The organism is Protofrankia sp. CiP1_Cm_nod2, from assembly GCF_920664355.1.
GTDB lineage: Bacteria > Actinomycetota > Actinomycetes > Frankiales > Frankiaceae > Protofrankia.
The window spans coordinates 1-13958 of record NZ_CAKKTL010000138.1; the positions used below are offsets into that span (position 1 = coordinate 1).

Annotated in this window: 15 protein-coding genes; 4 read left to right on the forward strand and 11 right to left on the reverse strand. The window is 70.3% G+C overall.

From position 1 onward, the window contains the following. The 5 genes from NBW84_RS15495 to NBW84_RS15515 form a co-directional block, all read right to left on the reverse strand. A partial coding sequence (locus tag NBW84_RS15495) for an MlaD family protein (protein WP_250285451.1) occupies window positions 1-1306 on the reverse strand: 1306 nt, incomplete at its 3' end. Next, a complete protein-coding gene (locus NBW84_RS15500; RefSeq protein WP_250285452.1) occupies window positions 1303-2532 on the reverse strand; it encodes an MCE family protein in 1230 nt (409 codons plus the stop codon). The genes NBW84_RS15495 and NBW84_RS15500, both read right to left, overlap by 4 nt. Next, entirely contained in the window at window positions 2533-3375 is an 843-nt protein-coding gene (locus NBW84_RS15505; protein WP_250285453.1) for an ABC transporter ATP-binding protein, read from the reverse strand. A 135-nt stretch (window positions 3376-3510) separates the two neighbouring features. Further along, complete coding sequence (locus tag NBW84_RS15510) at window positions 3511-4359, reverse strand: ABC transporter permease (RefSeq protein WP_250285454.1); 849 nt, start codon at window positions 4357-4359, stop codon at window positions 3511-3513. Between the two features lie 13 nt (window positions 4360-4372). Beyond that, window positions 4373-5164 (reverse strand): ABC transporter permease, encoded by a 792-nt coding sequence (locus tag NBW84_RS15515; RefSeq protein WP_250285455.1) that lies wholly within the window; start codon window positions 5162-5164, stop codon window positions 4373-4375. A gap of 978 nt (window positions 5165-6142) precedes the next feature. Here NBW84_RS15515 and NBW84_RS15520 point away from each other — a divergent pair. From NBW84_RS15520 to NBW84_RS15530, 3 genes are all read left to right on the forward strand, one after another. Next, window positions 6143-6934 (forward strand): hypothetical protein, encoded by a 792-nt coding sequence (locus tag NBW84_RS15520; protein WP_250285456.1) that lies wholly within the window; start codon window positions 6143-6145, stop codon window positions 6932-6934. Window positions 6935-6971: 37 nt separating this feature from the next. Further along, window positions 6972-7931, forward strand: coding sequence for a hypothetical protein (locus tag NBW84_RS15525; RefSeq protein ID WP_250285457.1), 960 nt, complete (start codon window positions 6972-6974; stop codon window positions 7929-7931). Window positions 7932-8172: 241 nt separating this feature from the next. Next, window positions 8173-8817 (forward strand): TetR/AcrR family transcriptional regulator, encoded by a 645-nt coding sequence (locus NBW84_RS15530; protein ID WP_250285458.1) that lies wholly within the window; start codon window positions 8173-8175, stop codon window positions 8815-8817. Window positions 8818-8835: 18 nt separating this feature from the next. Here NBW84_RS15530 and NBW84_RS15535 read toward each other — a convergent pair whose 3' ends face one another. The 4 genes from NBW84_RS15535 to NBW84_RS15550 all read right to left on the reverse strand — a co-directional run bounded on the left by NBW84_RS15535 (window position 8836) and on the right by NBW84_RS15550 (window position 12374). Then, a complete protein-coding gene (locus tag NBW84_RS15535) occupies window positions 8836-10065 on the reverse strand; it encodes an NAD(P)/FAD-dependent oxidoreductase (protein ID WP_250285460.1) in 1230 nt (409 codons plus the stop codon). Between the two features lie 431 nt (window positions 10066-10496). Further along, window positions 10497-10637: a hypothetical protein gene (locus NBW84_RS15540; RefSeq protein ID WP_250285461.1), complete on the reverse strand. Its 141-nt coding sequence runs from the start codon at window positions 10635-10637 to the stop codon at window positions 10497-10499. Window positions 10638-10859: 222 nt separating this feature from the next. Further along, window positions 10860-11498 (reverse strand): TetR/AcrR family transcriptional regulator, encoded by a 639-nt coding sequence (locus NBW84_RS15545; protein WP_250285462.1) that lies wholly within the window; start codon window positions 11496-11498, stop codon window positions 10860-10862. Between the two features lie 600 nt (window positions 11499-12098). After that, window positions 12099-12374 carry a ferredoxin gene (locus NBW84_RS15550; protein ID WP_250285463.1) on the reverse strand — a complete coding sequence of 92 codons (276 nt, stop codon included), beginning with the start codon at window positions 12372-12374 and terminating at the stop codon, window positions 12099-12101. 246 nt (window positions 12375-12620) lie between these two features. Here NBW84_RS15550 and NBW84_RS15555 point away from each other — a divergent pair, with 246 nt between their 5' ends. Next, window positions 12621-13190, forward strand: coding sequence for a hypothetical protein (locus tag NBW84_RS15555; RefSeq protein ID WP_250285464.1), 570 nt, complete (start codon window positions 12621-12623; stop codon window positions 13188-13190). Window positions 13191-13335: 145 nt separating this feature from the next. Here the strand turns inward: NBW84_RS15555 and NBW84_RS15560 are convergent, their stop codons facing one another. Continuing rightward, a complete protein-coding gene (locus tag NBW84_RS15560; RefSeq protein WP_250285465.1) occupies window positions 13336-13545 on the reverse strand; it encodes a hypothetical protein in 210 nt (69 codons plus the stop codon). A gap of 37 nt (window positions 13546-13582) precedes the next feature. Further along, window positions 13583-13958: peptidyl-prolyl cis-trans isomerase (locus NBW84_RS15565; RefSeq protein WP_250285466.1), on the reverse strand; the 376-nt coding region annotated here is incomplete at its 5' end.

The following is a 13958-nucleotide window of genomic DNA, read 5'->3' on the forward strand; positions in this document are numbered from 1 at the left end:
CGGCGGCACCGGTCCGCCCGCCGTTGGCGGGCGCGGACGCCGCCGGCGCGTTGGTCTTGCCCGGCAGCGGCAGCTCCGGCGGCGCGGGCAGCGGCAGGCTGGGGACCGGCGCGTCCGGCAGCCCGGGCACGAGCCCGCCGACGGTCTGCCCCAGGACCTTCGGCGACAGCGGGAGCATCGCCTTGAAGTAGTGGCTGATGGCGTCGTAGTCACTGGTCGCCATCGACCAGCCCTTGACGAACTCCATCAGGTTCGTCAGCCGCAGGCTCAGCGCCTGTTCCGAGAGCGTCCGCGCCGACACCGACACCCCGAGCAGGTCCGGCGTGGCCGGGCGCAGTGCCTTCACCAGCGGCGCCGCCTCGTCCAGCAGCGTGCTGGCCCGGTCGAGGACCGGCGGCAGGGAGGCCAGCGCGGGGTCGGCTGCGTCGGCGAACCGGTGCAGCTCACCGGTGATGTCGCTGAGGTCGTCGGTGACCGGGCGCAGCGACGCCAGCGTGCGGGTCGCCGGGTCGGCGACACCGGCCAGCTGCGCGAGCGTGCCGCGCGCACTGGCTATGGTCCCCGGCAGGCGGACGAGGGAGTCCTGCAGGGCCTTGCGGTTGGCCGCCACGGTCGCGAGCGTGTCCGTGGCCGACCCGACCAGCCGGTCGAGGCTCTGCCCGTTGTCGGTGGCCAGCCCGTTCGCCACCGGCTGGGCGTCGTCCACCAGCTTGGTCAGCAGCTCGTTCTGCTGGTCGAGGATCGCGGCGAGGTCCTTGGCCTGTGTCATCGCCGGCTCCAGCGCGGTGATCGCGTCCGCGGCCTGCTTGCCCTGCCCCTTCAGGCCCTCGCCGGTGCTGGTCAGCAGCGCGCCGAGGGCGGAGGCGGTCGGCGTGTCCACCGCGTTGAGCACGTCCTGCAGGTCCACCACCCGGTTGGTCTGGGTCTGTGGGATCACCAGGGGCTCGGGGAGCACCGGCGCCGACGGCGACCCGCGCTCCAGCAGGATGAACCGTTCACCGAGCAGGTCCTGCGTGGTGATGGTCACCTGCACGTCCTTGTGCAGCGGCAGCACGCTGCGGTCCACCTTCATGCGTACCCGCGCCCGGCCGCCGGCCAGGCTGATGGACTGCACCGTGCCGACGTCCACCCCGGACGCCTTGACCGTGTTGCCGGGCACCAGCGGGCTGGCGTCGTCGAACATCGCGGTCACCTCGACGGCGTCGTCGTCCCCCGAGGTCCACACGACGATGCCCGCTACCAGTGCCACCGCCGCCACCAGCGCGATGACCACGGGCCGTCTGCGGCCCGATCCACCGGCGCTCATCGGATCCCGCTCCCGGTCGCGTCCGTCCAGGGCTGGTCGACCGGATCCCCGGGATACGGCTCGGGGTCACGGCGCGACCCCGGTGGCTGCACCACGCTCTCGTCGATCATGTTGGTGCCCGGGGCGAGCAGGCCTGCCCACAGGTGCCCCTGCCCGTCGTACGGGGCGAAGGCCTGGCCCCAGTTGTGCAACATCCCTATCCCTTCAGGGGTGTATGGGCGTAGGAAGGCGACCGCGGGCTGCAGGCTGTTCACCAGCTGCGTGACGGGCGGGACGACCTCGTGGGAGTTGTCGAGCAGACCGGGCGTCTCCCGCAGCAGCGCCTGCGCCGACACCACCGTGGGACGCAGCTGGGCGAGGCTGGGGCGCAGCTCGGTGAGCACCGGGCTGAGGTTCTTCGCCACCGACGGCAGCCTGCCGGTCGCCGGCCGGAGGTCCTGCAGCAGCGCGATGGTCGGCTCCCCCGCCTTGGGGACCCGGTCCAGGGTGCCCTTCGCGGTCTGCAGCGTCGACGGCAGCTCCTTGAGGCCCTCGGAGAGCTGCTGCTGCTGGTTCGCGACCGCACCGGTCACGCTGGTCAGGTCGCTCACCACCGAGGCGAGCTGCTGGCGGTGGTCGGCGCCTATCGCCATCATCTGCTGGAGCTGGGTGACCAGCTCGCGGATGGCCGGGCCGTCACGCCCGACCGCCTGCAGGATCTCCCCGAGCGCCTGCACGCTGGAGCCGGCGCTCCTGATCGTCGCGTTGAGGTCCGGCTCCCGGCCGTCCACCGTGTGGTTCAGCTCGGTCAGCAGCGAGTTGACCCTGTCCCGGGTCGGCTTGTCCAGCGCGGCGAGGACCTGGTCGACCTCGATCTGCTTGGACTCGCTCTCGATGATGCCGTGCTCCGGGATCCGCGCGTTCGCGGCCGGCCCCGGATACAGCGTCAGCATGCGTTCGCCGATGGCGGAGTTCCATTCCACCCGCGAGGTGGTGCCGTCATGCAGGGGTGCGTACTTGCCGGCCAGGGAGACGGTGACGACCGCCTTGCCGTTCTTGGCCTCCAGGCTCCTGACCGACCCCGCGCTGAAACCGTTGATCCACACCGGTGAGCCGTTGGCGAGCTGCGCCGCCGACGGCATCACCACTGTCACTTCGTAGCCCTCGTCGGTGCGCCAGAGCAGGCTGCCGCCGACGACGGCGGCAGCCACCAACGCCGCGATGACGACCAGTCGTCGGGATATCATTCAGTCCATCCCCAGGGGGCCCACCGAGTCACCGGACAGGAACTGGCGGACGAAGGGCAGCTCGGAGTTGAACGCCTCTTCGGTCTCGCCGTAGTGAACGAGCTTCCCCTTCCACACCACGCCCACGTAGTCGCTTACCTTGCGCGCGGTCCGGATGTCGTGGGTGACCAGTATGTAGGTACCGCCGTGCTCCGCGTGCAGCTTGAGGATCAGGTCGTTCAGCAGGCTCGTACGCACCGGGTCCAGACCCGAGTCCGGCTCGTCGAACATGACGACGCTCGGGTTGAGCACCAGCGCGCGGGCGAAACCCGCGCGCTTCTTCATACCACCGGAGACCTCGCCCGGAGCCTTGTTGACGGCCCGTGTCAGACCGACTTCCTCCAGCCGTTCCATCACGATCTTGCGAATTTCCGTCTCGCTCTTGTTCGTGTGCTTGCGCAGCGGGAAGGCGACGTTGTCGTAGATGTTCATCGAGCCGAACAGCGCGCCGTCCTGGAACAGGACGCCGAACCGCTTGCGGATCTCCTGCCGCTCCCGCTCGGAGACGCTCCAGATGTCCTGCCCGAACACGACGACCTCTCCGTGGTCGGGCTCGAGCAGGCCCACGATGTGCTTCAGCAGCACACTCTTACCGGTACCGGAGGGGCCGAGGACTGTGGTGATGGCGTTGTCCGCGAAGTCCAGGTTGAGCCCGGTCAGCACGTGGAACGAGCCGAACGCCTTTTTCACGTTGCGGATCTGCACGCTGTGGGTGAGATCCGGCTCGTGGCCCGGCGGGTCCGGCTCACTCACCGACAGCCACGGATCGACGTTCCCGCCTACGAGGTCGTCACTCGTGGACATTCACCGCTCCTTTCCTCCAGGAATCCCGGGCGTAAGAGAACCCGGCGCGCGTCGCCGCCGGCCGGTCGGGCCATGTCTGACGGGTGCTGGTCGAGGTGGGCGCCACCCACACGGTCGGGCATCTGCCGGACCGCCCTAGAACCCGATGGGCGCGCGTGTCAGCGACCCGAAGAACATCTGCTGGAACACCGCCCCGATCACGCTGACGATGACCAGATTGATCACCATGGACTTCGCCGTGTTCTTGCCGACCCCGACCGGACCGCCACTGGCCGTGTACCCGTAGTAGCAGCCGACGAGGACAATCATGATTCCCATCGTCGCGCCCATGAGCAGCGACAGCAGCAGGTCCTGCTGGGTCTGGAAGGCCCAGAAGACGGAGAGGTACCCGCCCGCGGACACGCTGTGGAACACGTGCACGTTCAGCACGTAGTTGACGTAGTACATGATCCCGGTGCCCGCGACGAACATGAACGGCGTGACGATGACGACCGCGAGCAGCCGGGTGCTGATGAGATACGAGTGCGAGTCGAGGCCCATGACCTCCAGCGCGTCTATCTCCTCGCTGATCCGCATCGAGCCGAGCTCGGCGACCAGCCCGCAGGCGACCTTCGCCGAGAGGATCCATCCCCACATCTCGGGGGCGACCGTGTAGTCACCGGTCGAGGTGAACACCGCCGTGTAACCGCCGGCGCCCAGCTGGCTGAGGAGATAGTGGCCTTCCAGCGAGATCTCCGCGGCCAGCATCGCCATCATGAACCAGATGATCCCGGAACTGGACAGAATCATGATCCCGGCCTGGCGCAGCACCTCGGAGCCGTAGTGCCGCACACCCGGCAGACGACGCACGGAGGCGACCGCGAACCTGGCGATCTCACCGAGGTCGTTCACCAGCGACTGGTCACTGCTGTAGGAGCCGAAACCACCGCCACCGCTGCTTACCGGCTCCGGCGCGGCCTCTTTCCGCTCGTCGGTCACGGTCATCGTCGGACGCCTCTCACCGGTTCGCCAGCATGTCGGGGTTCAGGCCGAGCATCGTCGCGTTCACCACGAAGTTGATCACCCACACGGCGGCGAAGCACAGCACCACCGCCTCGTTGACGGCCCGCCCGACGCCCTCCGACCCACCGCGCACGGTGAGCCCCTTCTGCGCGCAGACGATGCCGATGAACAGGCCGGTGAGCGTGGACTTGATCAGAACGCCGACCAGTTCAGGGGCGGTCAGGCTCGCTAGGAAGCTGCCGAAGTAGCCACCGGCGGACGTCGTGCCGAGCACGGTCGCGGAGATCATGGCCATGATGATGCCGAGCGCGCTACCGATGATCGTGAAGGCCACCGTCATGATCGTGATGGCGAGCACCCGGGGGAGCACCAGCATCCGCGTCGCGTCGACCCCGAGCACCTTCAGCGCGTCGAGCTCCTCCCGGATACGCCGGGCGCCGAGGTCCGCGGTCATGGCCGTGCCCATCACGCCCGCGACCGCCATCCCGGTGCAGAACGGCGAGATCTCCCGGAGACTCGCCATCACGAAGTAGGTGCCTATCCGGCTCTGCCCGCCGAGCAGGCTGAGCAGGTCGTACGCGTAGTTCGCGATGAGGAACGTGAAGCCGCCGACCGCGAGGCTGCACGGCAGCCAGCAGAAGCGCAGCATCGCGTACATCTCGTCGCGGGTGCTCCCCCAGTACCCGTGTGGCTGGCGTACCGCCGTGGTCGTCAGCTGCGCGAGTAACTGCCCGCTCTGCCCGACGTCGATGGCCACGCGCTGAAGGAGCGGTGGAAGCCTCGTCATAACACTCGCGGCGAGGGGACGGGAACGTGAGCGGTGATGGCTGGGCCCGGTCGCAACCTGGTGCGTCATCTGTCTCCCTGCATCAGCTCGGCGGTGCATCGTGCTCGCGGGCCCACCGTGCCGTCGTCAACGGGTTCCCGTTGCTTTCAGGCACTCACCGGAGTACGGAACCTCGCCGTACCAGATTCACCAGACGGATTGGATCTTTATTGGCCCATGAACCTATTCCAGCGGGAGCATGGTCGCGACATCCCCGGGGAGGAATTGACCTACCCGTTGGGGTGGGACAGGGGGAAAGCACACCCTACCAGGGGGGCTCGGCCCCACCACCCCCGGATGCACCATGACAGCAGATGTCCGGGCGATGCCCTGACACCACCCCGACGACACCCCGACGACACCCCGCCACCTGCGTCTCCCCTGCGAACACCCGTCCTGGCACCGCCGGCTGAACGGCGCCGGGACAGGTGATGAGACGGGTGACGGGACGGGATGACGGTGCCAAAAAATCACACGGCACCGTAAATGACAATCAACAAATAAACAACAATCACTATTGTTGACAAAACTGCTGAATATGTCGACGGCCCGGAAGCGGGTACCCGGATAACAGCCGGAACGCCGGCTCCCCGGCCGGCGGGGAGAACGGGCCGTAAAGCCCGCGCCGGACCGGGAAGCGGCCTGGCAGCCGGCCCGCGCGCCGGCACGCGGATGATTCGGCACCCGGCTCCCACGGCCGCTGCGGCCGATGCCGCGGCTCGTCACGCGCCGTCGGCAGTCACCCCATAGAAGGGCGGAACTTCTCCGCAAGAGAGATTCCACTGACGGGCGGAGCGGACTACTTTCAGGATTCGCTGTCCCCGGACGGACGGCGGGCTCCGGCGGAGGACGCCGCGGCGTCGGCACGACACCGGCTGAACAGACCGATGCGTACGAAAGCACGGTCGCCAGCCAGGCAGGCAGGAGGGCTCATCGGTCATGGCGCTTCGACTGACCGCGCGCAGGACCGCCGGCAACGGGAAGGCCGAAGGCCACGACCAGGACGCGGAGGGCGGCACCACCATCCGGCAGGAACGGGAGCCGGTAGAGGTACAGGACCAGGAACGGGAGCCGGTAGAGGTAGCGGACCAGGCCCCGGGCCAGCCCGCTGGCCACCCCGGGGCCGGTGAGAACCCGGCGCGGCCCGGCGGCCCCACCGGCGGCCGGCGGCGGGCGCGCCGGGCCCGCCGGGACGACCCGGCGCCCCGTTATCCCCGGGTGCGCCTGATCGCGGGATTCGCGCTCGCGGGCCTGCTCGCCGTCGCCCTGGCCGCGTCCGCCTGGCAGGGGGCGCGCTGGTGGAGCCAGGCGAGATCCAGCGACAACGCGAAGGCGGCGTTCACGGCCGACCGCGATGCCGCGACAGCCGCCGGGCAGAACAGCATGGTCATATTCAACACGGTGGACTACCGTCAGCCGGCGGAAGGCCTGGACCGCTGGGCCAACGCCTCGACAGGCCCGCTTCAGGAGAAGGTCCAGCAGGAACGGGCGGAGATCACCAAAACGATCATCGACACCAGGACCGTCAGCACCGCGCGGCTCATCCAGGGCGGCCTCGTCGCGTTCGACCGTGGCGCCGGCACCGCCAAGGTGATCGCGGTCATCGAGATCCGCTCGGTCCCCGAAGGACAGCCGGCCACCACCGAGCGCACCCGCCTGACCGGCGAGGTGACACGGACAGCCGGCGGCTGGAAGCTCAGCTCCATCCAGACGCTCCCGGCGGGGACATGACATCACCCGGCCGCTCAATGATCATAAGGACGCCCCTGTGACATCCGCTCACCGTTCCCGGACCGGCAGGGCCAGCACGCATCCGTCCGCACCGGGGCGGCGGTCGTCTCATCGACAGCGGCACGACAGCGACAGCGACGGCAATGCCGGCCTCACGGCCGGCCACGACATCGACCATGACGTCGACCCCGCTGTCGATCACAAGGCCGGGGAGGGCGTGCCGGACGCTTCAGCCGTGTCCGGTGTGGCCACACCGGAGCTGGCCACATCGGAGCTGGCCACCTCCGAGCTGGCCATATCCGGGACGCCCGGCGTGTCCAGTGCGCCTGACGCGTCCGAGGCGGCCGCCGTCCCCGAGGCGTCCCCCCACGGGAAGAGCCCCGGCGGAGAGGACCAGGACGGGCCCGCCCTGGAGACGGCCACCGGTGGGCCGGGCGCACCCGGTGGCGGCGGGCGGCGGCGGCTGCCCGCGCCCGCCGTTCCCACGCTCGCCCGCGTCCAGGTCCTCGTGGCTCTCGTGGCGGGCCTGGCGGCCGCGGTCACGGCGGCCGTCGCGCTGGGCGTGCACGCGGACCGGGCCGGCCGTCATCCCGTGTCGACCAATGACGCCTTTGTCGACTCCGCCGCCACGACAGCCCTGCTCCAGGACATCGGCAAGGTCGTGGAGACGGTCTTCACGGTCAACCCGGGCAACGTCGCCACCACCGAGCAGGCCGCCAAGGACTCCCTGACCGGACGCGCGACCGACCAGTACGAACAGCTCTACCGGCCGCTGTTGCAGCAGGCCCCGACCCGGGGGGTCACCGTCACCACGACCGTCCGCGCCATCGGCGTGACAGCGCTCAACGGCAGCCGCGCGGACGTGCTGGTGCTGGCCGACCAGGCCGCGAAGAGCGCGTCGGCGCAGCAGTCCAACTCCTCCGGCCCGGCACACCTCGGCCTTATCCTGGAGAACCAGGCCGGCCACTGGAAGATCTCAAGCATCGAGATCCTGTAACCGCACGGCGGGCGCGTGGCCGCACCCTCCCCCACGTGCCCGCCGCGCCGGAACAACCCCACCCGACGAACCCCGGTCTCCGACAGCCGCGCCCCGTCACAGCTTTGTCACCGCGTTGTCGTCACCCTGTCGCCGCGCTGTCGCCGCGCTGTCGCCGGCTTGGCCACCGGCCGATGGCGGGGCACCGTCAGCTGCCGGCTCATCCGCGGGACGCGGCGCTGGAGCAGCCTATTATTGAACCGTGGCAAAAAACGCCGCCGGGGGCGAGGGACGGACGGCGACCACGCCGAAGGCTGCGACCACGCCGAAGTCCTCGCGCACCCGCGGCCGGCTGCTGGACGCGGCCGCGGAGGTGCTCAGCCGCAAGGGCTTCAGCGGGACCAGGCTGTCGGACATCGCCGCACAGGCACGTGTGCAGGCACCGGCGATCTACTACTACTACCCGTCGCGCGAGGACCTCATCGAGGAGGTCATGTTCGTCGGCGCGGCGGCGATGCGGACGCATCTCGAGGAGGCTCTCGCCGCGCTGCCGTCCGACGCCACCCCGTCCGAGCGGATCGCCGCCGCCGTGGCCGCGCACCTGCGTCACGAACTGGAGATCTCGGCCTACTCGCACGCGATCATCCGTAACGCCAACCAGCTGCCCGAGGCCATCAGCCGGCGGGCGCTCGCGGAGGTGTCCGCCTACAACGACATCTGGCGTGAGCTCGTGGCGGCCCTGCAGGCCAGCGGCCAGCTACGCCCCGACGTCGATCCCCTGCTGGCCCGCATGCTCGTGCTCGGTGCCCTCAACTGGGCCGCCGAGTGGTGGCATCCCGACCGCGGGCCGCTCGAAACGCTGATCACCACGGCGCAGTCGATGGTGCTGCACGCGCTGCGCCCCTGACCCGCAGGCCCAGCCCGTTCACGTGGACGCCGGTGCCGCGGCCGGCCGGCCGGCCGCGAACGCCAGGGCGTCCGCCCAGGAGGTACGCCGGCCGATCTGTATCCGATACTTCATGATCTCTCGTATCCCGTTGACGGCGAACGCGCCGGTGAGCCGGTCGCCCTGCCGGTAGAGGGCGACGAAGCGGTGCTCGTCGACGCTGCCCCACACCACCTGGACCTCGTCGGCCCGCGGCACGCCGACGAACTGGATCCGGTGGTCGTACCAGTCCGACCAGAAGTACGGGACGCTCTCGTGCGGCTTGGCCTCGTCGGGGTTCAGCGCGTTCGTGGCGGCGAGCGTGCCCTGCTCCGCGGCGTTGGTCCAGTGCTCGACTCGCATGTGCCCGGGGAACAGCGGGTTGGGCCAGCGCGCGACGTCGCCGGCCGCGTAGACGCCGGGGGCGCCGGTCCACAGCGTCTCGTCGCAGACCACACCGTTGTCGATCGTGAGGCCCGAGCCGGCCAGCCAGTCGGTCTGCGGGCTCGCCCCGACCCCCGCCACGACCAGGTCGGCCGGCAGCACCGTGCCGTCGGCGAGCCGCACGGCCTCGACCTGGCCGTTCCCCAGGAGGGTGTCGACCGCGACGCCGCAGCGCAGGTCGGTGCCGTGCGCCTGGTGCAGCGCCGAGCAGGCGGCCCCCATCCGCGTGCCGACCGCCCGGGCGAGGGGGGTGGGCAGTGCTTCGACGATGGTCACCGGCAGCCCGCGCCGGCGCGCGCCGGAGGCGACCTCGGAGCCGATGAACCCGGCGCCGACGACCACGGTCCGCGCGCCCGCGTCGAGCGCGGCCCGCACCGCCAGCGCGTCGTCGAGCGTCCGTAACGTGTGCACGCCGGCAAGCCGCTCGCCCGCCGGCAGCTGGCGGGCGCGCGCGCCGGTGGCGATGACGAGCGCGTCGTAGCCGATCGGGCGCTCCCCCACCAGGACGGTCCGCGCCTCGGTGTCCAGCGCGCTCGCGGGCAGGCCGAGCAGCAGCTCGACACCGAGCTGTTCGCGCAGGTAGGACTCGTCGCGGTACGCCACGGCGGGCGGCTCCCCCGGCTCCAGGTACGCCTTGGACAGCGGCGGCCGGTCGTAGGGCAGATGCTCCTCCGCGCCGACCAGTGTGACCGGGCCGTCGTGGCCGTGGCGGCGCGCGGCCTCGACGGCGCGCAGACCGGCGAGGGAAGCGCCCACCACGACAAGACGCGGGCGGGAAGACGTCATGGTCTGATCACCTTCTGTTCCGGGCCGGTCGCCCCAGACCATCTGAAGCCAGGCCGCCACTGAATACGGAATAAATTTCTTCGCCCATCATGATCTCCGCGGTACGGCACGCGCCCCGTCGAACAAAAACGTGCATACCACATCCCCCGAAGGGCATACCACGTCCTTCTGGTGAGCCCTTCTGGTACGCACTTCCAGTGCGCCCTTCCAGTGGTACCGGTGCCGACCAGGAATATCCGGTGCGCACGCCGCCGGGAACAGCCGGGCCGGGCAGCGTACCGGGAACAGATCCTGCCTTTCCGCGCGCCGGGCCGCATCTCTCGCCAGGGGACTGTTGCCCTCTCCAAGGAGGGAACATCCACCGCGTCGGCATGCGGGACGGACGAGCCGGGCAACAGCGGGATCCGCAGCCGCGCAGTTCACCTATCCAATCACCTATCCAATTTCCCGACGGAGATACGCGGGATCCCTTCGACGAAGGCCCGGCGTTCCGGCAGCCACCACTCGGCGACCTTGCCGCTGAGGAACTCGCGCAGCTGCGCCGGAGTGACCTCCCGGCCGGCCCTGACCACGACCGCCGCTTCGCAAGTGTGCCGTGGCGCGGGTAACACGGCGACGCGCCCGCAGGCCGGCGATGAACCCGTGTGGGCCGCGACGGTGGACGGCATGGGCGAGGAGCCCCCCGCCTTGCCCTACATGCGGCCTTGTCCTGCATGTCCTGCATGTCATATATGGTCCTGCATGTTCTGCATGTTCTGCATGTTCTGCATGCGCCAAGCGTCGTCCCGCACGCGTCAGGTGTCGAGTCCGAGCTCCCGGCGGGCCAGTGACTTCCACACCTTGAGGTGGGGATCCGTGAGCGGGTCGCGCGGGTCGAAGGAGTATGTCAGCGCGACCCCGCGCATGCTCGTGTTGAGCATCTCGCGAAGAGCGGTGTAGTTGGGGCGCCGGACGAGTTCGGGCCCGAACATCTTGTCGATCTCCGCCCTGATCACGTTGCCGAGGGCGGACTCCCTGGGCACGAGCGCCTCGGCCAGGCGCGCGTTGTAACGTGCGGCCAGCCAGAGCTCGGTCGCCGCCCAGAAGTAGCCCTGATGGTAGGTCGACCACACCGCGTCGACGGCGGCCTCGACGCGGTCGTGCGGCGAGCGGGGCCAGCTGGCGGGATCGTGGGTCGAGGAGATCCGCACCTCGGCGATGTGCTGTACGGCCGCGACCAGGAGCGCGTCCCGGTGAGGGTACTGGTGCAGGAGCCGCCCGCGGCTGACTCCCGCGCGCTCCTGGATCTTCAGTGTGGAGGCGCCGCTGTAGCCGGACTCGATCAGGACCTGGACGGCGGCGTCGAGGATGTGCTGCTGGGTGGTCCGGCTGCGCGCGGCGTAGTCGGCGTAGCGTGAGGCCGCCGCCTCGGTTCCGCTCCCGTTCGACGTCATCGTGTCCTTCCTCATGGCCCCGCGGCATGACCCCGCGGCATGTCAGCCCCGGTCGAGGAAGCCTGCGGTCAATATGGCCGTCCCCCGCTCGCCGGGGGCACGGGCAATCGTCCTGGATTCCCTGTCAAGGATGCTCCTCCAGGGTATGGGCCCATGAGGCCCGCGCGGGCCACGGGCCGCGCCGAGCGTGTGGGCCGGGCCTGGTTAACGTCTCCCGTGCCTTCACGGCCGGGTGGGCCGCGTCGGCGAGCGAGGCGGCGCGGGCGGGACGGGCCGGGTGCCGCGTCCATCGCCGCCAGGTCACCGCCGGCACACAGGTCACCGCCGGCACGGAAGAGCCGGCCACGCGCTGGAGCAGGACGACGTCCGCGGCGCCGTCCTGCTCCGTGACCGGTGTGCCGTGACCGGTGTGCCGTGACCGGCCGCGCGGGCTCCCCGCCGGGCTCAGCCCGCCCGGCGCTTCAGCAGGTCCCGGCACTGGTGACGGGCGTCCCGGCGGCCCGTTCCCGCCGCGGGCCGCGTCGCCGCCAGCCCGCGGGGTTACGCGCACCCGGACGGCGGACCGGCGCGGCGAACCAGCGCAGTGAACCGGCGCGGCTGTCAGTCGACGATTTTCAGCGCCTCGGTCGGGCAGGCATCCACCGCGCTCTGGATCTCCTCACGGCGGGCGGGGTCGACGTCCTCGATCAGGATACGGAGAGTGCCGTCTTTCTGGACCTCGAACACGTCCTCGGCTATCGACTCGCACATACCCAGGCCGCTGCACCTGCTGCGGTTGATCACTATACGCATGTCAGTCATCTCTCCGGTGTGACCTCGGTTGACGCCGTTGACGCCGTCCGGGCCGTGGCTGGTGGCCCTTGCCTTCCTCATCATCAGCTCGCGCCTTTCCGGGCTTTCAGGAGACCACCGCGTCCTTGCCCTCGACAAGATCGCGGTAGACGGGGAACAGCGGCTTGGTCAGCGGCCCGTATCGTGTGCCAGGCCACAGAAGCTATTGCGGCCCGGCGCGCGTCTCATCGCTCGTGCGGGGTGTTTAGATACCTCGATAGGAATACTTCACCCGGTACCGCGCCATGGCCGGCTGTTACTTTCGTTCCTCGGCGGAGGAAAGGAACGGCAATGGCAGCTCCACCCCGGCACCGTGACACCCCGGCCACGCGGCCGCGTCCGCGTCCCGACCGCGTCGGCGGGGAACGGCCGCAGGCAGCGGCGGAAAGCGCCCCGGCGGAAAGCAGCCCGACGGGAGCGAGCGGGGACACCGTGCGAAGCGCCGCGGCCGGTCGGCCCGGCGGTTTCCCGGCGCTGCTCGGCGTGGCCGTCGTGTGCTGGCTGATCGTGGGGTTCACCACGCTGTGGGCCGGGATGGACGCGCTGGCCGGCGACCCCGACCAGCGCACTGCGCAGGACCTGAGCGACCGGCTCGGCGAGGGCACGGTCCGCACGACCGAGCAGGTACAGCCGCAGGACCTGCTCGCACTGGGGGTGGGCACCGCAATCCTGGCCGCGCTCGCGGCGCTGCTGCTGCGCAGATGGTGGGCCCAGCACGTGCTGCAGGTGCTGGCCGTCGTGGCGGTCATCGTGCTGGCCGCCGGCGCCCACTGGGAGGCCGTCCTGGTCTTCTTCGCGTTCGTGATCGGCGCGATCATGCTACTCACCGAGTCGACGCGTAACCACCTGCGGAAGGGTTAGTCCGGCGGGAGCCGCGGGATTCGACGCGGCCGGGACGTTCGGGGCCACGGTGTTCCCGGGCCCGGGATGTTCCGTTCCCCGGTGCCCGGGAAGGCGTTCCCCGGGCGTCCCGGCCGCGTGGGGGATCTTTTTCAGGACAACCTTCTCAGAACAGCAGGAGGAGGTTCGTCAGTGCCAGGAGCGCCCCGGCCACCTGGCAGGCGGCCGCGCCGCGGCGGGCCACCCGTACCCGGCGCTCCCGGTCGTCGTCGGACGGCCGGACGTGGACGAGGGCCTCGGCGTTGCCGTACCCCCACCGCCCGATCGCGAACACGATCAGACCGAGGCCGGCCTGGACGATGACGGAGATCACCATTGTGGGCTCGAGGCCGGTCCCCGGTCCCGCTCCCGGTTCACCGGCCGCCCGCCGACGGTGGCGCGGTGGGCTGCTGGGCCGGGACAGAAGCGCTGGCGGCGTCGTTGACCTGCGGCGGTGAGTCCGGATCCGCGGGGCGGTAACCGTCGGCATACCTGACGTGGGCCTTGCGGATGGCGCCGGCCATCCAGTCCCGCCAGGTGGTGAGCTGGCGATCCAGCTGCAGCTGCTGACGCAGGCTGTCCTTGACCTGGTCGAACACGGCCGGGGCCGGTGGCATGACCTGGATCACCTTGCCGACGTTCCAGCCGTACTGGGTCCTGACCGGGCCGAACACGCCACCGGGCGGGGCGGCGAACGCCACCGGGGCGTACGCGGCATCGAGCTGGTCCGTGCTGACGACGCCGAGCACG

Bases quoted from the DNA above. Each gene is read 5' to 3' on its own strand.
- NBW84_RS15510 (WP_250285454.1), bottom strand. From the start codon at position 4,359: ATGACCGTGACCGACGAGCGGAAAGAGGCCGCGCCGGAGCCGGTAAGC.
- NBW84_RS15555 (WP_250285464.1), top strand. From the start codon at position 12,621: ATGGCAGCTCCACCCCGGCACCGTGACACCCCGGCCACGCGGCCGCGT.
- NBW84_RS15535 (WP_250285460.1), bottom strand. From the start codon at position 10,065: ATGACGTCTTCCCGCCCGCGTCTTGTCGTGGTGGGCGCTTCCCTCGCC.
- NBW84_RS15545 (WP_250285462.1), bottom strand. From the start codon at position 11,498: ATGACGTCGAACGGGAGCGGAACCGAGGCGGCGGCCTCACGCTACGCC.
- NBW84_RS15550 (WP_250285463.1), bottom strand. From the start codon at position 12,374: ATGATGAGGAAGGCAAGGGCCACCAGCCACGGCCCGGACGGCGTCAAC.
- NBW84_RS15560 (WP_250285465.1), bottom strand. From the start codon at position 13,545: ATGGTGATCTCCGTCATCGTCCAGGCCGGCCTCGGTCTGATCGTGTTC.
- NBW84_RS15515 (WP_250285455.1), bottom strand. From the start codon at position 5,164: ATGACGAGGCTTCCACCGCTCCTTCAGCGCGTGGCCATCGACGTCGGG.
- NBW84_RS15500 (WP_250285452.1), bottom strand. From the start codon at position 2,532: ATGATATCCCGACGACTGGTCGTCATCGCGGCGTTGGTGGCTGCCGCC.
- NBW84_RS15520 (WP_250285456.1), top strand. From the start codon at position 6,143: ATGGCGCTTCGACTGACCGCGCGCAGGACCGCCGGCAACGGGAAGGCC.
- NBW84_RS15505 (WP_250285453.1), bottom strand. From the start codon at position 3,375: ATGTCCACGAGTGACGACCTCGTAGGCGGGAACGTCGATCCGTGGCTG.